Genomic DNA, 20,860 nt, shown 5'->3' on the forward strand with positions numbered 1-20,860 from the left:
GATATAACATACTAATAAGAATGTTTACCTGAGAGGAGATAGGCAATGAGATACGGCTTGTTACTGGTACTTTGCTTGCCGCTGGCGGCTTGCAGCATCAATGTCGACAACGATGAGAAGACGGGTGATATCCGCAAGGTACACGTCTCCATCGGCGGCATGGGCGGAGTCAAGGGTAATGGCGTGGTCACCAAGGAGAGCCGCACCCTCACGGTTGTGAAAACCGTGCAGTCCACGGGCAGCATGGATGTGGACGTCCGTATTGGTGATACCCCCAGCATGGTGGTGGAGGGCGATGAGAATCTGGTCAAGCTGGTGGTGACCGAGCAGGTGGGTGACAAGCTGATCATCAAGACCGAAGGGGCTTTTTCGACCGAGCAGGGGCTGAAGGTGAGCATTGTTACCCCGGCCCTGGCGAGCCTGGAAAATACAGGCTCGGGTGACGTGACGGTGCGTGGCCTGGCTGGCGGCGACCTGCTGGTGGAATCGACCGGCTCGGGCGAGACCAGCCTCAGCGGCAAGCTGGGCAAATTGACGGTGCGCATGGTGGGCTCCGGCGACCTGGTTGGCGATGGGCTGTTGCCTACCGACGTGAAGATAGACGTGCTGGGTTCGGGCGAGGCCAGGCTGGGTCGTATCGAGGTGGACAGGTTCGAGGCGGCCATCAAGGGTTCTGGCGGGGTGGAGGCCAGTGGGCTGGCCAAGATGCTGGAGGGCAATGTGATGGGTTCGGGTGAATTGGACTTGCAGGGGCTGCAAAGCCAGGAGGCCAAGCTGGACTTGATGGGCTCGGGTGATATGCGTGTCCATGCCGTTGCTTCGGTGATTGCCAATGCCATGGGTTCGGGCGATATCACGATCTGGGGCAAGCCGGCCAAGCAGCAACTGAGCGGCGAGAACGCCAGGCTGGCAGCCGAGTAGACGGCAGCAATCTGTATCTGGTTCAACAAAAAAGCCAGCCCTTGAGGGGCTGGCTTTTTTGTTGCCGGGGCTATGCCGGGTGCTGTCTGTTGCATTCATCGCATCGCCATGCCCAGAGAGCAATGCGGTGCTGGCTAAACGGGAATTTTCATATAACATACCAATAAGTATGTTTAATGATGAGGTGCGCGATGAAAAACGGACTCTGGTTGATGCTGTGCCTGCCCATGATGGCGTGTACTGTGCATGTGAATGGCGATGAAGCCACAGAGGGTGGTGGCAAGTGGCATGTCTCGGTGGGTGGCTGGGGCGGTGTGAAAGGCAATGGCAAGCTGGTGACCGAGACCCGTCAGTTGGCTGCCGTGCAAGGCATAGAGCTGCGCGGGCCGATAGAGGTGAATGTGCGTGTGGTGGCCGGCAGCGCTGCCAGCATGACACTGGAGGGGGATGAGAATCTGCTCAAGTTCATCGTGACTGAACAGGTGGGCGACGCGCTGGTGATACGTACCAACGGCAATTTCTCGTCCACGCGGCCGTTGAAGGTCAATCTGGTTTTGCCGGCGCTGGCGCGCATCAACAGCAGCGGCTCTGGCGATATGGTGGTGCAGGGCCTGGATGCGCAGCGCTTTGAGCTGGAGGCATCCGGCCCTGGGGATACCCGGCTGGAGGGCAAGGTGGCAGAGCTGCACGGCAACGTCAGCGGCTCGGGCGATCTGGTGCTGGACAGGCTGGATGCTGGCCGCGTGGTACTGGATCAATCCGGCCCCGGCGATGTGACCTTGCGGGGCCGGGCCAGCAGCCTGCAGGCGACCGTGTCTGGCTCGGGCGACCTGATGCTGGCTGGGCTGGAAGGCCCGGCGGAGCTGCGCCTGGATGGCCCAGGCAGTGCATCGGTGCGAGGCAAGGTGGCCGGTTTGCTGGTGCAGAGCAACGGCAGCGGCAGTGTGGCGGTGGATGGCATCAGTGGCGGTGCGGTCAAGGTGGATGGCAGCGGCCCCGGCGATATACGGCTGGTGGGGCAGGCTGGCAACATCAAGGTCGCGCTCACCGGTAGCGGCGATTTGAATGCCGGCGCACTATCCATGCAGGATGTGGAGCTGGAGATGCACGGCCCGGGAGATGTGATGCTGGGCACGGTGGCGGCTGAGCGCTTTCACGCGCAGATGTCTGGGTCGGGCGACCTGCAGGCTGTAGGTAGCGTCCGCGATCTGCTGCTGCAGGTGGATGGCCCTGGAGAGGCGGGCTTGAGTCGCTTGGTGGCGCAGAATGCCAAGCTGCAGAGCACGGGGTCGGGCGATATCAGCGCGGATGTGCGCAATCGGCTGGAGGCGCAATCTGATGGGCCGGGCGAGATACGGGTGCAGGGCAAGCCAGCCGAGCGCAATGTGCAAGGTAAGCGGGTACAGGTGCAGGGCTAGCGACAGACGCTCTTGCTGATGGACACCCCTAGCCCGGCTTGATGCCGGGCTATTTGCTGGCTGGTTTGCCCAGGATCAAACAGGCTTCTTGCGCCACTGCGCCAGAAACTCCGGCACCTTGTCTGCAGGGATGGGCGGGGCGACCAGAAAGCCCTGCATCTCGTCGCAGCCTAGTTGCTCCAGAAAATCCAGCTGCTCGGCGGTTTCCACGCCTTCGGCAATGACCTTGAGCCGCAGGTTCTTGGCCAGGCTGACTACGGCGCCCGCGATGGCGGCATCGTCCGGGTCGTCCAGTATGTCGATAACAAAAGAGCGGTCGACCTTGAGCTTGTCGAGGGGGAAGCGCTTGAGGTAGTTGAGCGAGGAATAACCGGTGCCGAAGTCGTCGATGGACAGCCGCACACCCATGCGCTTCAACGCGCCCAGGGTGAGGATGGCTTCGTTGACATCGTCCATCAGTGTGCTTTCGGTCACCTCCAGCTCCAGCCATTCGGGTGCCAGGCCGGCGTCCTGCAGGGCCTTGGTGGTGACGTCTTCGAGCCGCTCGGCAAACTGTCGGGCAGAGACGTTGACGGCAACAGGTGCGTGCAGCAGCCCGGCCCGCTGCCAAGCCTTGTTCTGGCGGCAGGCCTCGTGCAGTACCCATTCGCCCATGGGTACGATCAGGCCGGTTTCTTCAGCCGCGGGGATAAAGCGGTTGGGCGGGACCAGGCCCAGATCGGGGTGGCGCCAGCGCATCAGGGCTTCCATGCCGATGACTTCGCGGGTCTTGATATCGATCTGCGGCTGGTAGTAGAGCAGGAACTCCTGGTTGACCAGCGCCTGGCGCAGGTGGTTGTCCAGCAGCAGGAATTCGGCGCTGCGCTGGTTCATGTCTTGGGTAAAGAAGCGGAAGGTGTTGCGGCCCGCTTTCTTTGCGGCCTGCATGGCGGTCTCGGCGTGCTGGATCAGGGTTTCGCGCTCGATGCCATCGTCGGGGTAGACCGCCACGCCTATGCTGCCGGTGATGGTCAGGCTTTGCGAGCCGACCAGATGTGGCGACGCCAGGGCCAGCAACAAGCGACCACAAAGTGTGGAGGCCTGGTCGGGCGTATCCAGCTCGGGGTAAAGCAGGAGGAACTGGTCTGCACCATAGCGGCAGACTGTCATCTCTATATTGGCGACATCGCGCAGGCGCTGGGCCACGGCTCTTAGCAACTGGTCGCCCTGGTGATTGCCCAGGGTGTCGTTGATGGCCTTGAAGCGATCCAGGTCGATGAACAGCAGGGCCATATGGCTGCCCATGCGCTCTGCCCGCGACATGGCCTGGGCGATGCGGTCGGACAGCAGCGCGCGGTTGGGCAGGCTGGTGAGCACGTCGTAATAGACCAGCCGTTCCAGCTGCTGCTCAAAACGCTGGCGTTCGGTCAGGTCAGTGAAAATCGCCAGGTAGTGCTCTACCTCGCCTGCAGCATCGCGCACGCGCACCACGGTCTGCCAGGTGGGCATGAGCCGGCCGTCGCGGCGGCGGTAGATCACCTCGCCCTGCCAGGCGTTGTCGTATTCCAGCGCGTGCCAGATATCGGGATAAGGGTTGGACTCGTCCTGACCGGACGGAGTGAGGTGTTCGGGTTGCTCGTTCAGTACATCGCTGGCGCTAAAGCCGGTCAGGTCGCTGAATGCCGGGTTGACCAGCCGGATGCGCTTGTCTGCACCGAGTATCATCAGGCCTTCGGTGGTGTGCTCGAACATCATGACCGAGAGCCGGGCGCGTTCTTCCACCTCGGCCATTTCGGTGATGTCGCGGGCGCTGTGCATGGCACCAGCGATATGGCCGTCGGCGGTGAGGCAGGGCTCGAAGCGGAAATCAAGGCAGCGGCGGCCTTGCGACGGGATATCCCGCCAGCCGCGATTGCGGGTGACCTGGCCACCCAGCGCGGCCTCCAGAGCCTTGTTGAACTTGTCTGCATGCTCGCTGGGGTAGAGCTGCATGGCGTGTTGTTCCAGCACGTCCTGCATCTGCCGGCCCAGCATCTCGGCGGCCGCTGTATTGGCAAAGCGGCAGACCAGTTCCTTGTCGAATGCCAATACTGCATCCCCAAAGCGGTCGAGCAGCGCTTCTGCGTAAGACCAATCCGGCTTCGGGGCTTGGGGTTCGGACATGACGAGTCTGATACAAGGATGGTGTAAATACTTTAGCCGATTCTGTTGCTTCCGTCCGGTTTGCCTTGTGTGGCGCTACAATCGCTGGCGTTGGTGGAAAGGCTGCCCCATGTTTGTCTGGGCGGTGTTTTACCCGCCCTAATCTAATAGGTTCTCAATCAGGTTCTGCAAAAGGCCACCATGATCGTTACTTTTCCCGATAGCCCATACCGCCTGCATCAGCCTTTTCCGCCTGCTGGCGACCAGCCCTCTGCGATTGATGGCTTGGTCGAGGGGCTGGAGGACGGTTTGCGTTTTCAGACGCTGTTGGGGGTGACGGGGTCGGGTAAGACCTACACCATGGCCAATGTGATTGCCCGTACCGGCCGGCCGGCCATTGTGATGGCACCTAACAAGACCCTGGCGGCGCAGCTGTATGCCGAGTTCCGGGAGTTCTTTCCCGAGAATGCGGTGGAGTATTTCGTCTCTTATTACGATTACTACCAGCCCGAGGCCTATGTGCCCAGCCGTGATCTGTTTATCGAGAAGGACTCGCAGATCAACGAGCATATCGAGCAGATGCGCCTGTCGGCCACCAAGGCCATGCTGGAGCGGCCCGATTGCATCATCGTGGCCACCGTATCGGCCATCTACGGTATTGGCGACCCCAGCGACTATCACAAGATGATTCTGCACGTGCGGGAAGGCGAGAAGATGCCCCAGCCCGAACTGGTGACCCGCCTGGTGCAGATGCAGTACGAGCGCAATGAGATCGACTTTGGTCGCGGTACCTTCCGGGTGCGGGGCGATGTGATTGATGTGTTCCCCGCCGAAAACGCCGATCTGGCGGTGCGCATCGGCATGTTCGACGACGAGATCGAGCAGATACAGCTGTTCGACCCGCTGACTGGCCATATCAAGCAACGGGTGGGGCGTTTTACCGTTTTCCCTTCCAGCCACTATGTCACCCCGCGCGCCACGGTGCTGCGCGCCATCGAGACCATCAAGGAAGAGCTGCGTACCCGGCTGGAGTTCTATCACAAGGAGCACAAGCTGGTAGAGGCGCAGCGGCTGGACCAGCGGACCAAGTTCGACCTGGAAATGCTGCAGGAGATGGGCTTTTGCAAGGGCATTGAAAACTACTCGCGGCATTTCTCGGGTAAGCCGGCTGGCTCTCCCCCGCCCACGCTGATCGATTACCTGCCCGAGGGCGCGTTGATGTTCCTGGACGAATCGCATGTGCTGATCGGCCAGGTGGGTGCCATGTACAAGGGCGACAGGTCGCGCAAGGAGAACCTGGTCGATTACGGCTTCCGCCTGCCCAGCGCGCTGGACAACCGGCCGCTCAAGTTCGAGGAATTCGAGACCATGATGCCGCAGACGGTGTTTGTCTCGGCCACGCCAGCCAAGTACGAAGCCGAGCACCAGGGCAAGGTGGTAGAACAACTGGTGCGACCCACCGGCTTGGTAGACCCGGTTATCCATGTGCGGCCGGTCACCACCCAGGTTGACGACCTGATGAGCGAGATACGCAAGCGCACCGATGTAGGCGAGCGGGTGCTGGTGACCACGCTCACCAAACGCATGGCAGAGCAACTGACCGATTACTTTACCGAGCACCATATCAAGGTGCGCTACCTGCATTCGGATATCGACACGGTGGAACGGGTGGAGATATTGCGCGATCTGCGCCTGGGCGAGTTTGATGTGCTGATCGGCATCAACCTGCTGCGCGAGGGCCTGGATATCCCCGAGGTATCGCTGGTCGCCATATTGGACGCAGACAAGGAAGGCTTTCTGCGCAGCGAACGCTCGTTGATACAGACCATAGGCCGTGCCGCCCGTAACCTGAACGGCACCGCCATACTCTATGGGGACCGGATTACCGACAGCATGCGCCGCGCCATCGACGAGACCGAGCGGCGGCGGGCCAAGCAGGTGGCGTTCAACGAAGCCAACGGAATCACTCCACGAGGCGTGGTCAAGCGCATCAAGGACATCATCGACGGGGTGTATGACGAAGATGCTGCCCGCGCCGAGCGCTTGGAGCGCCAGGGCCGTATCCTGCTGGAGGATATGGACGAAAAGACGCTGGCCAAGCAGCTCAAGCAGATAGAGAAATCCATGATGGAAGCGGCCAAGAACCTGGAGTTCGAGAAGGCGGCCGAGCTGCGCGACCAGCTGCACAAGCTGCGCGAGCGGGTTTTCGGCGCCGGTTGACTGCGTTTTACCCCGAATCAGGAGCGCCCTTGCGCAAGCTAAGGGCGCTTTTTTTATGCCGCGACTGCGGGGTGGCTTGCCCGGTTTTGCCACAGCGCCGTAGTTGTCCCCAGAATTATCCACAGTCCTGCCTGGGGGCATCCGGCCTGCAAAAACGGTGGGGCTGATGCCGATTGCGGCTGGCATGTTGCGTTAGGCCCAGTATCTACGGGGTGGTAAAAACAACTGTTGCTAGCTGCGGGTCGCATCACTAGAATTAGTAGTCAGAGCAGTCAAAAAACACTACATATAGTGTTTTCCACATTTTCTACACAGAATTATGCACACCCCATTCCGGGCCTGCCGGAATGTACTTTTAGGGTGTGCGTTCAGGGTAGACGGGCTGGTCAGGCACCTCCTGCCAGCCTACGCACCATCTGAACATCCCACCCAGCTCGGGGCCTGAGCGCGCATGGCGCCCAAGGTCTCGTAGGCAATCAACACCTAGAAAAGGGGAAGTCCTCACATGTACGCCACCACCGATACCGCCAGCACCACACGCGCCTCGTACCCACAGGGTAACGACAGCGTGGGTTCGACTGCCGCTCAGCAGGTTGCCGAGTACAAAACCATACGTCGTAACGGTGCTGTCGTGCCGTTCGAACCCCTGAAGATCTCGGTTGCCGTGACCAAGGCCTTCCTGGCGGTGCATGGTGGTGCTGCCGCGCAATCGGCCTCGGTGCGCGAGACGGTGCAGCGTGTGACCGACCTGGTGGTGAACGCCCTGATGCGCCGCAAGCCTGAAGGCGGCGCCATCCATATCGAAGATATCCAGGACCAGGTTGAACTGGCACTGATGCGCTCGGGCGAGCACGATGTGGCCCGTGCCTATGTGCTGTACCGCGAGCGCCGGCATCAGGAACGCCTGGCCAAGGGTGAGGCAGAGCATGCCCCGGTGGCCGGCATCAATATCAATGACGAAGGCGTGAGCAAGCCGCTGGATGTGGCCAAGCTGCGCGCCATCGTGCAATCGGCCTGTTCGGGCTACGAGACGGTGACCGACCCCGAGCACATCATCGCCGAGACCCTGAAGAACCTGTACGACGGCGTGCCGGCCGAGGAAGTGCGCAAGTCTGCCGTGCTGTCCGCCCGCCAGCTGATCGAGAAGGAACCGGCCTACAGCCGCGTGACCGCCCGCCTGCTGATGCACAGCCTGCGCCGTGAAGTGCTGGAAGAAGAAGTCACCCACGAGGAAATGGCGACCCGTTACGCCGAGTATTTCCCCAAGTTCATCAAGCAGGGTATTGAAGCCGAGCTGCTGGACCCGGAACTGGCCCAGTTCGACCTGGCGCGCCTGGGCGCCGCCATGAAGTACGAGCGTGACTACCAGTTTGACTACCTGGGCCTGCAAACCCTGTTCGATCGTTACTTCCTGCATATCCACGGCCATCGTATCGAGCTGCCGCAGGCCTTCTTCATGCGCGTGGCCATGGGCTTGGCCATCCGCGAGATCGACCGCGAAGCCCGTGCCATCGAGTTCTACAATGTGCTGTCGACCTTCGACTTCATGTCGTCGACCCCGACCCTGTTCAACTCGGGCACCCTGCGCTCGCAGCTCTCCAGCTGCTACCTGACCACCATTGCCGATGACCTCGATGGTATCTATGAAGGCCTGAAGGAAAACGCACTCCTGTCGAAGTTTGCCGGCGGTCTGGGCAACGACTGGACCCCGGTGCGTGCCCTGGGCTCGCATATCAAGGGCACCAACGGCAAGTCGCAAGGTATTGTTCCCTTCCTCAAGGTAGTGAACGACACCGCCGTGGCAGTGAACCAGGGTGGCAAGCGCAAGGGCGCCGTGTGCGCCTACCTGGAAACCTGGCACGCCGATATCGAGGAGTTCCTCGAACTGCGCAAGAACACTGGCGATGACCGCCGCCGCACCCACGACATGAACACCGCCAACTGGATACCGGACCTGTTCATGAAGCGCGTGATTGAAGGTGGTGAATGGTCGCTGTTCAGCCCCAGCGAAGTGCCCGACCTGCACGAACTGTTTGGTAAGGCCTTTGAGGAAGCCTACGTCCGCTACGAAGCCAAGGCCGAGCGTGGCGAGATGCGCGTGTACAAGAAGATCCCGGCCCTGCAGCTGTGGCGCAAGATGCTGACCATGCTGTTTGAAACCGGCCACCCCTGGTTCACCTTCAAGGACCCCTGCAATATCCGCAGCCCGCAGCAGCACGTGGGTGTGGTGCACTCGTCCAACCTGTGTACCGAGATCACGCTGAACACCAACGACAACGAAATCGCCGTGTGTAACCTGGGTTCGGTGAACCTGGTCAACCACATGGTGAAGGGTGCCGACGGCCAGTTCAGCCTGGATGGCGACAAGGTGAAGCGCACAGTCCGCACCGCTATGCGCATGCTGGACAACGTGATCGACATCAACTTCTACCCGGTCAAGAAGGCACGTAACTCCAACCTCAAGCACCGCCCCGTGGGCATGGGCATCATGGGCTTCCAGGATTGCCTGCACATTCTGCGCATACCTTACGCATCGGACGCGGCTGTCGAGTTCGCCGACCGCTCGATGGAAGTAGTGGCCTACCACGCCTACTACGCCAGTACCGAGTTGGCCGAAGAGCGCGGCAAGTACCCCAGCTACGCCGGTAGCCTGTGGTCCAAGGGCATCCTGCCGCAAGACAGCATCGACATGTTGGCCGAAGCACGCGGCGGCTATGTCGAAATGGATCGCAGCGAGACCCTGGACTGGGCCACCCTGCGCGGCCGCATCGCCACCTACGGCATGCGCAACTCCAACTGCCTGGCCATCGCCCCGACCGCGACCATCGCCAACATCGTCGGCGTATCGGCCTCGATCGAGCCGAACTACCAGAACATCTTCGTGAAATCCAACCTCTCGGGCGAATTCACGGTGATCAACGAACACCTGGTGCACGACCTGAAGGAACGCGGCCTGTGGGACGACGTGATGATAGGCGACATCAAGTACTTCGACGGCTCGCTGTACCGCATCGACCGCGTACCGCAAGACCTCAAGGACATCTACGCCACCGCCTTTGAAGTGGAAGCCCAATGGCTGGTGGAATGCGCCTCGCGCCGCCAGAAGTGGATAGACCAGGCACAAAGCCTGAACATCTACATGGCCGGTGCCAGCGGCAAGAAGATGGACGACCTGTACCGCCTGGCCTGGGTACGTGGCCTGAAAACCACTTACTATCTGCGCACGCTGTCGGCATCCAGCGCCGAAAAATCCACCGGCCGTGGCGGCGAACTGAACGCCGTGCCCGTGGGCGGTGGCCAGATCGCCGCAGCCCCGGCAGCTGCCGCCAGCTATGCCGCAGGGGAGGGCGCCGCTGAGTCGGCAAAGTTTTGCAGCATTGACAATCCCGAGTGCGAAGCCTGTCAATGACAGGCTGAGCGCAAGGGATAGCTTTGAGGCCACAATCCCGGGCGGCCTCGAGGCCGCCGCCGACGCAGTCGGTAGTGCGAAGCTTGCCAGTGACGCAGTGGCAGGCTCGGCGAAAGCCGAGCTGACGCTGGGCGAGGTGCTGGCAGCTGCCCGCGCCGCCCAGCAGATGCCGAAATCGCCGGGCCGGCTCAAGGCTTGGCGGGCCGCCTGGCCTAAGTGGTAGTAGTCAGTAAGTAGTTTTGAAGTCGCAGAAATGAGAAAGCCCGTGATGTTGGAGCATCACGGGCTTGATCTGAACGGCATGGTGGTGTGGGAGTTCCTCTGCCACCACTAGTGCGCTAGCACAGGTGGTTGGTCTATCTCCCTTGTAATTGCTACCACGGTAGTAGAGACCATCCGCAAGCCGACAAAGAAGTAAGGTAGGAAGAAGGGTTCGGTAGAGCCCTTCCTATTAAGCAAATCAGCTGATTGTTTGGTTTGCTTAACAGGAAGTATTTAGTGGCTACGCCGCGAGTGTTTTCAGCGGGAGTGCGTCCCACAGCCGCCTTACTTTCCTTGCTTCGCCAAAGAAAGTAAGCAAAGAAAGGCGACCCAACGGTGTCACCCGGCTGCAACGGGCTCCCTGCGTTGCTCGACTGTCGTGGCCGTGGCCCAACTCGCCCGGCTTGCAGCCGGGCTCAGACAGGCGGCCACGGACTGCCCCATGACAGTCTGCGCTGCTCGGCGACGCCGACGGGAGCAGGGCGCTCCGTAGCAAAGATTCTGGATCGTTCCTGCGCTGGAGCGGTCTTATTTGAAATTGATTGAACAACGATAGAGATCGGGAGAACACGACATGCTGTCTTGGGACGATACCCCCGCACAACCCGCCGCCAAGCCGGCCGCCCCGCAAGCCCCGGCTCAGCCGCAATATGCGTTCGCCGCCGCACCGGCCGCAGCCGATTACAACACGGCCAGCGTGCAAGCGCATACCACCAGCCGTGTCAGCGCCGTGGACAAACGCATCATCAACGGGGGTACCGACGTCAATCAGCTCGTCCCGTTCAAGTACAAATGGGCCTGGGAGAAATACCTGGCCACCTGCGCCAACCACTGGATGCCGCAGGAAATCAACATGCAGCGCGATATCGAGCTGTGGAAGAACCCCAACGGCCTGACCGAAGACGAGCGCCGCGTGGTCAAGCGCAACCTAGGCTTCTTTGTGACTGCCGATTCGCTGGCCGCCAACAACATCGTGCTGGGCACCTATCGCCACATCACCGCACCCGAGTGCCGCCAGTTCCTGCTGCGCCAGGCATTCGAAGAAGCCATCCACACCCACGCCTACCAGTACATCGTAGAAAGCCTGGGCCTGGATGAAGCCGAGATATTCAACGCCTACCACGAGATCAAGTCCATCCGCGACAAGGACGACTTCCTGATCCCGTTCATCGACGCGCTGACCAACCCCAACTTCAAGACCGGCACGCCCGAGGCCGACCAGCAACTGCTCAAGTCGCTGATCGTGTTCGCCTGCATCATGGAAGGCATGTTCTTCTACGTGGGCTTTGTGCAGATCCTGTCGCTGGGTCGCCAGAACAAGATGACCGGCGCCGCCGAGCAGTACCAGTACATCCTGCGCGATGAATCGATGCACTGTAACTTCGGCATCGACCTGATCAACACCATCAAGCTCGAAAACCCCCACCTCTGGACCGACGCCTTCAAGCAAAGCCTGACCGCGCTGTTCCAGCAAGCCGTGGAGCTGGAATACGCCTACGCCGAAGACACCATGCCTCGTGGCGTACTGGGCCTGAACGCCTCCATGTTCAAGGACTACCTGCGCTTTATCTGCAACCGCCGCATGCAGCAGATCGGCCTGGAACCGCTGTTCCCCGGCGCCACCAACCCCTTCCCCTGGATGAGCGAGATGATCGATCTGAAGAAGGAAAAGAACTTCTTCGAAACCCGCGTGATCGAGTATCAATCGGGTGGGGCGTTGAGCTGGGATTGATTTGAAAGGTCGGTGATGGACACATAAAGCTGCTTTTCGGACGTATAAAGTTGCTCTGGCGGACGTATAACGCTGCTCTGTGTATGTCGTCGACTAAGGCACGTATATGCCTGTGCGATCAGTTCGGTAGGGGCTATGCTGACCGCCATATGGGTGCGTTCGGGTTTTATCGCCGTTCGGCAATACAGCTTTTGGCAAAGGATAGCGAAGCAGGATGTCGAGAAGTTGGAGCGCTTGTTGGCAAAGTACGTGACGGCGACCACCGCTAGTCGGATGCTGGGCATGCACCGATCCCATGTGCCGAACCTGGAGCGGAGAGGGGAAATCCGCTCTATTACTGTTGGCGACAATTTTCCTGTGCGTCTTTATCTGCGCTCGGATGTGGAGGCATTACGGTGAGTATGAGCACGGTTTGATCTATAGCTGGGATGAGGTGCTCCACTTCCGACGTATACGGAAGCAGAACCTCATTGAGGGGCGGGCAGCAAATAAACGACAGATCAAAGAATAATCCCGGTTGCAACGTGTCAGGTTCACTTGCAAGCCATTGCTGCTCGCTCATTATGTTCGGTCTTTGGAGGGGCTGGTCACGTGAGTTCAATGAATGACTTATTTGCGGAAGAAGCTGAGTTTTCTGTTCCTGAGCTAGTTGACTTGATCGACAGAATTGACGGGAACATAGTGAAACGACTTGTGTTCCCGAAGAAGGTTGTTAAAGCCAAATTTTCTCCTCTACAGAAAATCCCGGGCTTCGGCGGGATGAGTGATGGCTTTCGCTCTTTTGCTATCGTGAACGCTAATACCAGCTCATATCACGGATATGAGGGTGTTTTAAGGGTTCGGGATGTATCGAGCGTTGAGGTGGCTGCGCAGGGGGCGGGCAAATGGTTATTGCCTCGGCCGCGGTCCACAAGAGGACTAACCCCGGAGCAAGTCGCGGACGTTGAATGCACTCTTCGGTCATGGGAGGATGCCTTTGACCTGCGCCTAGAGCGTTACGAGGGGGTGCAACTTGTACGCCCTGGCATGCGCTTGCCTCAGGTGGGGGCTGTGAGGGCGGTACTGGCGCACTGGAGTGTTAGTAGGACTGCTGTGACGGTAGTGCTACCAACGGGTACCGGGAAGACAGAGACAATGCTCGCGTTGATGGTGATGGCGCAGATCCCTCGGCTCTTAGTCATTGTTCCATCAGATGCGCTGCGCACTCAAGTATCCGATAAGTTTCTGGGGCTGGGGATGCTCAAGCAGGCACAGTGCCTTGCTGATAAGGCGTTGCATCCCACAGTTGCAATTCTGAAGCATGTTCCAAAATCAATGGATGGATTGCTGCGGCTTGTAAATTCGGCCCATGTGGTGGTCACGACTATGAGCTTAGTGGCCGAGTTTTCAGCTGAGATGCAAGATGTTTTGGCCGACTGGGCATCCCATTTATTCGTGGACGAGGCGCACCATATCGCTGCGGCGACGTGGCGAGAGTTCAAGCAACGCTTCAGCAAGCGGATTATTTTGCAATTTACCGCAACCCCATATCGCAACGATAGTAAGCGGGTAGATGGCCGACATATATACACCTATCCTTTAAGGCAAGCGCAACAGGATGGGCTCTTCAAGCAAATTAGCTATGTTCCGGTCATAGGGCTGGACCGTACCGATGCAGATGATCAAATCATCTGGCGAGTGGGGGAGTGCTTGAGGCGTGACAGGGAGAGTGGCCGACCACACTTGGCGATGGCTCGTGTTGGGACGATTGATGCCGCGAAAGCTTTGCACCAGAAGTATGTGGCCAGTCTAGGTGAGTTCAACCCTCAGTTGATACATAGCGAGATGGGGCTACTGGCACGACGTGAGGCCTTACGGAAGTTGAGAGAAGGCGAGTCCAGCTTAATTGTGTGCGTCAATATGCTGGGAGAGGGTTTTGACTTGCCGGAGCTCAAAATAGCCGCTTTGCATGATAAGCATAAAAGCGAGGCTATTACTCTGCAGTTTGTTGGTAGATTTACACGATCTCGCAACGATTTAGGGGATGCCACTGTAATCGCAAATGTGGCAATGGACGATGTCAATGAGCGACTGAAGGCGCTATATGCAGAAGATGCTGACTGGAACTATTTGCTCAACGTAGTGGGATTCAAAAAAACCTTTGATGCAAAACGTCGCGAAGATATTATCACTGGCCTTGACGTTCCACCTGAGAAATTTCACGTTGCAAATCTTCAACCAAGGATGAGTACGATAGTTTATCGGACAACATGTGACGAGTGGTGTACCGACGATGTTGAGAGTGCAATTGGTATTAATTCAATTGTGGCTGATGGCCCAAGTATCAACCCGGATGAACGCTTACTGATACTCGTTACACGTGATGAAGAAGTTCTGCCTTGGACCAGTATGAAGTTCCCAAAAAACGTCCAGTTCAACCTTGTCATGGCGTACTGGAATGAAGAACAGGGTCTGCTGTTCATCAATACTTCACGCAAGAAGGATCTTCATTTGCCGCTTGCCAATAAGTTGGCTAATGATACTGCCGTTAGGCTTGGTGGAGATGCTGTCTTCAGGGTACTGGATGGGTTTGATCGACTTATGCTATCCAATTTGGGGTTGAGTGAGGCTCAACGCAAACCTATTCGTTATTCGATGTTTATGGGCGTGGACATTGCAGATCAGCTCAATGCTTATGCCGGTAACCGCACAAAAACACTTAATAATTTGTATGGCCAAGGTTTTGTGGACATTGAGGATGTTGACGAAGATGGAGAGGTACATGACTTCACCAGATCGCGAGCCACACTTGGTTGTTCTATCAAAGGAAAAATCTGGTCACAGACGACAACAAACAATCCGGCTGAATGGATGCGCTGGTGTGATCGGTTGGGTGGGAAATTACTTGACGATCGTATCACGACCGAAAAGATCCTGCGAAATCTAGTAAAGTCTGAGGCGCAGCAGACGATCCCGAAAAATAAGATTCCATTGGCGATTGATTGGCCGGAGGATATGCTTTTTGAAAAAGAGGAGCGATTGGTTATTTTGGTGGGTGAGATACCCATCCCCTTCTACGATTGTGAAATTGAACTGGAAGATTTCACTTGTGAGGGAGGAGTTCGTTTCCGAGTGGGGGACGATAAGACCATCGCAAAATACCTATTTACTATCGATCAAGGTGTGGCAAAGTTCAGTCAAATATCAGGTCCTGCATTGACTGTTAGGCGAGGAAAGAAAGAACAACCACTTTTGGAAATTTTCCAAGAGAGTCCGCCACATGTTTACATGGCAGATGGCGATATGTTGGTTGGATCATCACTGTTCATCGTGCCGAGCCGAGAGGATGTGCCAGTGTTTGATCTGGAACGTATTGAGACTGGGGGATGGGTTGGTGTCGATATCCGGTCGGAATCCCAAGGGCCTGAAAAGAAATCAGCGTCGATTCAGCGACGAGTAATTGAGAAGTTGCTGCAAAGTGGTGATTGGGATCTTGTGTTTGATGATGACGGAGCAGGTGAGGTGGCGGACGTAGTTGCTATGAAGCTGGCAGGCAACCGTTTGCAGGTGCACCTTTATCATTGTAAATATTCTTCAGAGACGCACCCTGGTGCGCGTGTCGCGGATTTATATGAAATCTGTGGGCAAGCGCAGAAATCTATTCGATGGGCTGAGCAACTCGGCGAGATGCTAAAGCACTTGCAGCGTCGCGAGGCCGATAGATTGAAGGCGGGAAAGGCGACTCGCTTTGAACGGGGTAACTTAGCGCTCCTTGTGACCTGGATCAACAAATGGCGCCAGCTACGAGCCGACTATGCAATAACTTTGGTGCAGCCGGGTTACTCGAAACGAGCGGCTGATCGTTCGCATTTAGAGTTGCTTGCAGCCACTCAGACCTATCTTATGGATACATATCGAATCCCCGTGTTTGCATGGTTCAATGAATAAGACGAGACAAGGGCAGATTCGAAGATGGCGCGTTTGATTGAACCGAAAGATATCCCTGAAACGCTTTGGCTGCCGAAGTCGGAATGCCTCACCCTGGCTTCGGATACGCTTGCTGCGTAGATGCATCTATTGCAACACGCGGGACTTCAGCAGGAAGCACTGCAGCCGGCGTCAGAGAAGCTCGCGGGTGGGTCTACGAAAGCTGAACCGCCCTGATTTTCATGGAGGCTGTTTGGTTCAAGTTAGGCCGATACGGCTACCCTGGCATTTCGCGGGAGTACCAATTCTCGCGTCGACAATCCCATCGCCCTGAGAACTAGAGCCGAGCACCCCTACCGCAACGGCAACTTCAGCGGCAGCGTGCGATGGCTGAAGTGCTCTGGCTGCAAAGCCCTGCCGTCTTCATGCTGGAAGCCCTGATGCCGGTAGAATCCCTGTGCTTCGGCGCCTTCCGCGCCCAGGGTGATGGCGCGGGAGTTGTTGACGCGGGCGAGTTCGCGGGCGTGGCCTATCATGGCCGTGCCTACGCCGGGGGTGCGTTGGGGGTTTCTGATGTTTCTGGGATGGGTGCCCAGAAAGCCGATGGCGGTGTTCTCGGTCTGCCGGCCTGCCCAATCCAGGTTGGTGCTTTGCATCAGCCCCTGTACCCGCCCACGCTTGCTGACCACGCTGAAGTCGGCGGGGAAGTTGTTCTGGGCTGCCATGGCGATGGTGTCGAACACGCGGCTGGATTCCTCCAGCCGGCGTGCGGTTTGTAAATGGCCCATTACGGCGGCGCCGTGGGTGGGTTGCGACCAAGTGGGTTGCATGATGTCGGCCAGCCAGGCGCGCTGGGCGGCGTTGAGCGATTTGCTCTTGCCCAGTTGGGCTTCGCGGGCCATGGAGGTTGCTGCGCGATCGACCAGGCCGCTTGCCTCGGGCGTACTGTTGAGCGTGACCGAGGTCAGCCTTTGGCCGCTGCGATTGACCATTGAGGTGCGATGGGCAACATTGGTCGGGTTGGCTGCGAATGCGCCCAGTTGTTGAGTGGCACTGCCGATGCCGCTGTTGTTGCGCTTGAAGTCGGCTAGTTGCACCCGTGTTGTGACACGGTCCTGATTCACGCTTTGTACCGTACTGGCAATGCCACGATTCCTCGCGCCCATTGATCTTCCTCCAGTGGTTTACCGTCTCTTTTTCTGGTTTGTTGTCTACCACGGCTGATGCTACAGATAGCAGGCCTGTATGCCTGGGTTGCCTACGGCCGTGGACAGCCTGGGTACTATAGGTCAGCTTGGCGCGGGCTGCGCTGCCGGCGCTGAGTGGCCGGCAGCGCGTGTTGTCTAGCTGCAGGCTGGTTTACTCTTCGAGCAGGCTGCGTAGCATCCATGCGGTTTTTTCGTGTACGTCGAGGCGCTGGGTCAGTACGTCGGCGGTGGGCTGGTCGTTGGCCTCGTTGACGATGGCGAACAGGTTGCGGGCGGTACGGGCAGCCGCCTCCTGGGCGGATACCAGATGGCGGATCATGTCGGTGGCCTTGGGCACGCCTTCTACTTCTTTGATCGAGGCGAGTTTGACGAACTCCCTGTAGGTGCCCGGTGCCGGAAAACCGAGGGCGCGGATGCGCTCGGCGATGATGTCCAGCGCGTTCCATTGTTCGGTGTACTGCGCCATGAACATATTGTGCAGGCTGTTGAACTGGGGGCCTGTCACGTTCCAGTGGAAGTTGTGCGTCATCAGGTACAAGGTGTAGCTGTCGGCCAACAGGCCGGAAAGACCTGCGGCAATCTTTTTGCGATTTGCATCCGAGATACCGATATCCATGGCCATGGGTTTGGCTTTCTTTTCCTTCATGATGGTCTTTCCTTGCTGGGTGTAGGGGATGACTGTGTTCGGGGCGAAAAGGGTGTGAGCGGGCGGCTGGCGCAGGCTAGCCTAAGCTAGCCCGCCGTGCCTGTTGTGCCTGTTGTGCCTGTTGTGAAGGCAATCGGGTTCAGCTTACCCGTACCACGATGCTCCCGGTGTTGTCGGCCAGGCCGGCACCATAGACGTGGTTCAGGTCGTCGTTGATGCAGAGATACAGCCGTCCGTTTTGCCCCGTGGGTGTGGCGGTCGGGCCGTCACCCACCAGAAACACGCCGTTGCTGCCTACCCGTGCGACCAAGGCGCCCATATTGACGCCTGTGAGGGGGTAGGCGGGTTGGGTGACGGTCAGGCCGGGGCAGCCGTTGGCATCGTACTGCTGGCCCGCATTGGTCTGTGGGTCTGCGGTCCAGGTTCCCGACAGGTACTGAATGGTTTTGCCATTTGTGGCTACATCCACGCCGGTGTCGTACCAGGCCTGGTTGGCCTGCAGTTGTACGATGCCCAGGGCGGGGGAGTCGTTGACGATGACCTCCAGCAGCACTGGCTGTAGGCCGCTGGGGCTGGGGGGCGGTGGGTTGAAGCCGATCAGTACGCCGGATTCGAAGCGGTCGGTAAAGGCGAAATTGTAGGCATTGGTGCCGCCGGCCACGTTGTACAGCTCCCAGGCCCAGGTGTTCCAGAAACTGCTGACTGCTTGCCCGTTCCACTGCTGGCCTGCCCAGGCTGCGGCGCCCCATATGCCTTCGGTGTAGGGGTTGTTGCCGACGATGAACCAGTCGTCAGGCGAGTTACCTACTGTCTTGCCGTTGGACCAAGGTGCGGGCGAGCCGACCAGCCCGGCGTTGAGCGCAGCCAGCAGATCGGCGACGGCCCAGCCGAATACATCGTTCTGCAACGATAGGACATTGCCGTTCAGGCCGGCGTTTGCGCCGGTCAAGCCGGAGATGACATAGCCGGCATTGGCGCCGTAGATGCCGGCGGGCTGCGATAGCGTAGTCCACTCGGTATTGGGCAGGAAGCTGGTGATCAGGCCGGCGCTGTTCACCTGCAGGGTGCAGCTGTCGCCGCTGGCGGGGGTGAGCAATACGGTGGCGGGCTGGGTGGTATAGGTGGCGCTGCTCAGCATAAAGGCATTACGCAGCAGGGGCGCGCCCGCCAGGGTGACGGTAAACGATTGATTGTTGCCCAGCCCGGTGGCGGCACTGGGGATGACCCACTGTGTTCCTTGCGCCATGGGGGAGGAGGTGCCCACGTCGTTGATCTTGATGGTATCCAGGCCGCCACTGCTGTTGGTGGTGATGGTCAGCACGGCGCCGCAGCTGGCTTGCTGGGTGTAGGTGGCGCTGACGGTACAGGTGAGCCCGGTGGTGCCGGTCAGGGTGAGCCAGTCGCCGCTACCGCCTTGGTACAGATCGTCGAACTGGCCGCTGAGCGGTTGGCTGTTCACGCTGTAGATCAGCTGCATCTGCGCCTGCCCTGAGGTGGGTGTCAGGGCTGCGCCAGTGCTGTCCTGTGCGGTGACATTGACGGGGCTGTAGGTAAAGCTGGGCGCGGTGGGGGTGCTGCCTTGCAGGCTGAGCCAGCCTTGCGCCAAGGCATCGTTGGCCGGAGCGATGGTGGGGTTGGCGCGTAGGGCATAGGTGTCGCTGACCACGGCCCAGGGCAGGGTGATTTCGAAGGGGCTGGCGGCGCTGCCCAGCAGGCTGGTGTAGCCACGCAGCACCAGCTGGCTGGTGGGGGTGATCTGGGTGATGTTGCCACTGGGGTAGGTATAGCTGGCCGTTTGTACTGCACTGAAGTCGATGGCAAGCGAGAAAGTCTGGGCCTGCAGTTGCACCTGGGTGGGGTTGCTGCCCACCCCGGCGAAGCTGCCATTCAGCGTGAACAGGCTGGCGTTGCTCCCCTGAGCTTGCTGCAGGTAGCTCAGGTAACCATCGAGGAACGAATAAGGGAAGGGGTTTTGGGTGGGGTCGCTGTAGTAGCTGCCGGCGGCTGCCATGGTGGGCGCTGCCACGCGGCGTGCCGAGGTGTTGCCGTCCGTGGCGGGGAAGCTGGTGCTGGGATACTGGTTGGACGGTGTATCGCCGCCGGTGGGGATCAGCAAGCTTTGCCAGATGGCGCTGCCATTGCCGCCATTGAGGCTGCTACCCGAGCCACTGCAACTGAGCGCACCGGGTGTGCCGGTAAAATCGTAGCTCCAGACTTTGAGCGTGATGGGGAAGCTGAACCAGTCCACATCGGTGATATCGGCCAGATTGCCGGCGATGGTGGTGCTGCCGACCTGCGCGCCGATATAGGGTTCGAAGATGTCGTAGACCATGTCATAGGCGAGGTCAGTCGGGGCGGCGGGGGTGGGCTCGCCGCTGGCACTCAACTGCAGGTTGCCGTTGCTGAGGTAGACGCGGCCACCTGTGTATTGGCTCAGATACAGATTGGCGTAGGCAGTCTGACCACTGGAGGCCGCCTGGGTGGTGGCCCAGTTGCTGAAGGCCTGTGCCAGGCCGGTATTGCCCACGGCATTGGTGGGCAGCAATCCGGTGATGGGGCTGGCGGCGCTGCTGAGTGGGTAGCTTTGGCCCAGGCTGACCGTGTTGCTGCTATCGCTGCTGTAGCCGTAGTACTGGTTGGCCCCAAGTTGCACGCCGTTGCCGCCCGGCAGGGTCAGGTAGAAGCTGTCGAGAAAGGCTTGGTAGCTGGTGAATGCCTGCCCGCCATAGGTGAAGACGATGGGTATGTAGCCATTGGGGTTGGCGGCGTTTGTTTGAGTCGTGTCGGCCTGGGTGCTGGGGGCAGCCTGATTCATGGGTTTCCTCCTGGGTATGTGGGTGATCAGGTAAGTGATGCAACAGCCCGTCGGTTTTCGAGTGTGTCCGCTTGGGTCGTGCTGCTATCGCCGCATCGCTTCCGCTGATCAGCGTAGCCCACAGCAGGCGTCGCCGCAGAAATGCGCTGGACGGTATGGAGGCCTCCCCCAGTTGGGTGACGTCAATGTGCCACCCCGCGAGT

Annotated in this window: 11 protein-coding genes; 7 read left to right on the top strand and 4 right to left on the bottom strand. The window is 59.0% G+C overall.

From position 1 onward, the window contains the following. Positions 1 to 45: 45 nt before the first annotated feature. Together QWZ03_RS09355 and QWZ03_RS09360 are read left to right on the top strand one after the other, a co-directional pair. Positions 46 to 921: a head GIN domain-containing protein gene (locus QWZ03_RS09355; protein ID WP_290332452.1), complete on the top strand. Its 876-nt coding sequence runs from the start codon at positions 46 to 48 to the stop codon at positions 919 to 921. A 191-nt stretch (positions 922 to 1,112) separates the two neighbouring features. Further along, on the top strand, positions 1,113 to 2,339 hold the full coding sequence (locus QWZ03_RS09360) for a head GIN domain-containing protein (RefSeq protein ID WP_290332453.1): 1,227 nt from the start codon (positions 1,113 to 1,115) through the stop codon (positions 2,337 to 2,339). Between the two features lie 75 nt (positions 2,340 to 2,414). Here the strand turns inward: QWZ03_RS09360 and QWZ03_RS09365 are convergent, their stop codons facing one another. Continuing rightward, positions 2,415 to 4,481, bottom strand: coding sequence for a putative bifunctional diguanylate cyclase/phosphodiesterase (locus tag QWZ03_RS09365; RefSeq protein ID WP_290332454.1), 2,067 nt, complete (start codon positions 4,479 to 4,481; stop codon positions 2,415 to 2,417). A 180-nt stretch (positions 4,482 to 4,661) separates the two neighbouring features. On the opposite strand from QWZ03_RS09365, the gene uvrB reads away from it, so the two are divergent. The 5 genes from uvrB (at position 4,662) to QWZ03_RS09390 (ending at position 16,009) form a co-directional block, all read left to right on the top strand. After that, positions 4,662 to 6,680, top strand: coding sequence for an excinuclease ABC subunit UvrB (uvrB, locus tag QWZ03_RS09370; protein ID WP_290332455.1), 2,019 nt, complete (start codon positions 4,662 to 4,664; stop codon positions 6,678 to 6,680). 505 nt (positions 6,681 to 7,185) lie between these two features. Further along, entirely contained in the window at positions 7,186 to 10,089 is a 2,904-nt protein-coding gene (locus tag QWZ03_RS09375; RefSeq protein ID WP_290332456.1) for a ribonucleoside-diphosphate reductase subunit alpha, read from the top strand. An 835-nt stretch (positions 10,090 to 10,924) separates the two neighbouring features. Further along, positions 10,925 to 12,082, top strand: coding sequence for a ribonucleotide-diphosphate reductase subunit beta (locus QWZ03_RS09380; protein WP_284196776.1), 1,158 nt, complete (start codon positions 10,925 to 10,927; stop codon positions 12,080 to 12,082). Between the two features lie 135 nt (positions 12,083 to 12,217). Further along, positions 12,218 to 12,481, top strand: a complete 264-nt coding sequence (locus QWZ03_RS09385) for a hypothetical protein (protein ID WP_290332457.1) — start codon at positions 12,218 to 12,220, stop codon at positions 12,479 to 12,481. Positions 12,482 to 12,682: 201 nt separating this feature from the next. Further along, positions 12,683 to 16,009: a DEAD/DEAH box helicase gene (locus QWZ03_RS09390; RefSeq protein ID WP_290332458.1), complete on the top strand. Its 3,327-nt coding sequence runs from the start codon at positions 12,683 to 12,685 to the stop codon at positions 16,007 to 16,009. Positions 16,010 to 16,341: 332 nt separating this feature from the next. Here QWZ03_RS09390 and QWZ03_RS09395 read toward each other — a convergent pair whose 3' ends face one another. The 3 genes from QWZ03_RS09395 to QWZ03_RS09405 all read right to left on the bottom strand — a co-directional run bounded on the left by QWZ03_RS09395 (position 16,342) and on the right by QWZ03_RS09405 (position 20,657). Next, positions 16,342 to 17,154 carry a GNAT family N-acetyltransferase gene (locus QWZ03_RS09395; RefSeq protein ID WP_290332459.1) on the bottom strand — a complete coding sequence of 271 codons (813 nt, stop codon included), beginning with the start codon at positions 17,152 to 17,154 and terminating at the stop codon, positions 16,342 to 16,344. Between the two features lie 193 nt (positions 17,155 to 17,347). Further along, on the bottom strand, positions 17,348 to 17,812 hold the full coding sequence (locus QWZ03_RS09400) for a Dps family protein (protein WP_308447552.1): 465 nt from the start codon (positions 17,810 to 17,812) through the stop codon (positions 17,348 to 17,350). 169 nt (positions 17,813 to 17,981) lie between these two features. Next, complete coding sequence (locus QWZ03_RS09405) at positions 17,982 to 20,657, bottom strand: beta-1,3-glucanase family protein (protein WP_290332462.1); 2,676 nt, start codon at positions 20,655 to 20,657, stop codon at positions 17,982 to 17,984. Between the last annotated feature and the right edge of the window lie 203 nt (positions 20,658 to 20,860).

It is taken from the genome of Chitinimonas viridis (genome assembly GCF_030409555.1).
In the GTDB taxonomy this organism is placed as follows: Bacteria; Pseudomonadota; Gammaproteobacteria; order Burkholderiales; family Chitinimonadaceae; genus Chitinimonas; species Chitinimonas viridis.

Coding starts and splice junctions, on each gene's coding strand:
- QWZ03_RS09390 (WP_290332458.1), top strand. CDS start 12,683: ATGAATGACTTATTTGCGGAAGAAGCTGAGTTTTCTGTTCCTGAGCTA.
- QWZ03_RS09395 (WP_290332459.1), bottom strand. CDS start 17,154: ATGGGCGCGAGGAATCGTGGCATTGCCAGTACGGTACAAAGCGTGAAT.
- QWZ03_RS09360 (WP_290332453.1), top strand. CDS start 1,113: ATGAAAAACGGACTCTGGTTGATGCTGTGCCTGCCCATGATGGCGTGT.
- QWZ03_RS09405 (WP_290332462.1), bottom strand. CDS start 20,657: ATGAATCAGGCTGCCCCCAGCACCCAGGCCGACACGACTCAAACAAAC.
- QWZ03_RS09365 (WP_290332454.1), bottom strand. CDS start 4,481: ATGTCCGAACCCCAAGCCCCGAAGCCGGATTGGTCTTACGCAGAAGCG.
- QWZ03_RS09355 (WP_290332452.1), top strand. CDS start 46: ATGAGATACGGCTTGTTACTGGTACTTTGCTTGCCGCTGGCGGCTTGC.
- QWZ03_RS09375 (WP_290332456.1), top strand. CDS start 7,186: ATGTACGCCACCACCGATACCGCCAGCACCACACGCGCCTCGTACCCA.
- uvrB (WP_290332455.1), top strand. CDS start 4,662: ATGATCGTTACTTTTCCCGATAGCCCATACCGCCTGCATCAGCCTTTT.
- QWZ03_RS09380 (WP_284196776.1), top strand. CDS start 10,925: ATGCTGTCTTGGGACGATACCCCCGCACAACCCGCCGCCAAGCCGGCC.
- QWZ03_RS09400 (WP_308447552.1), bottom strand. CDS start 17,812: ATGGATATCGGTATCTCGGATGCAAATCGCAAAAAGATTGCCGCAGGT.
- QWZ03_RS09385 (WP_290332457.1), top strand. CDS start 12,218: ATGCTGACCGCCATATGGGTGCGTTCGGGTTTTATCGCCGTTCGGCAA.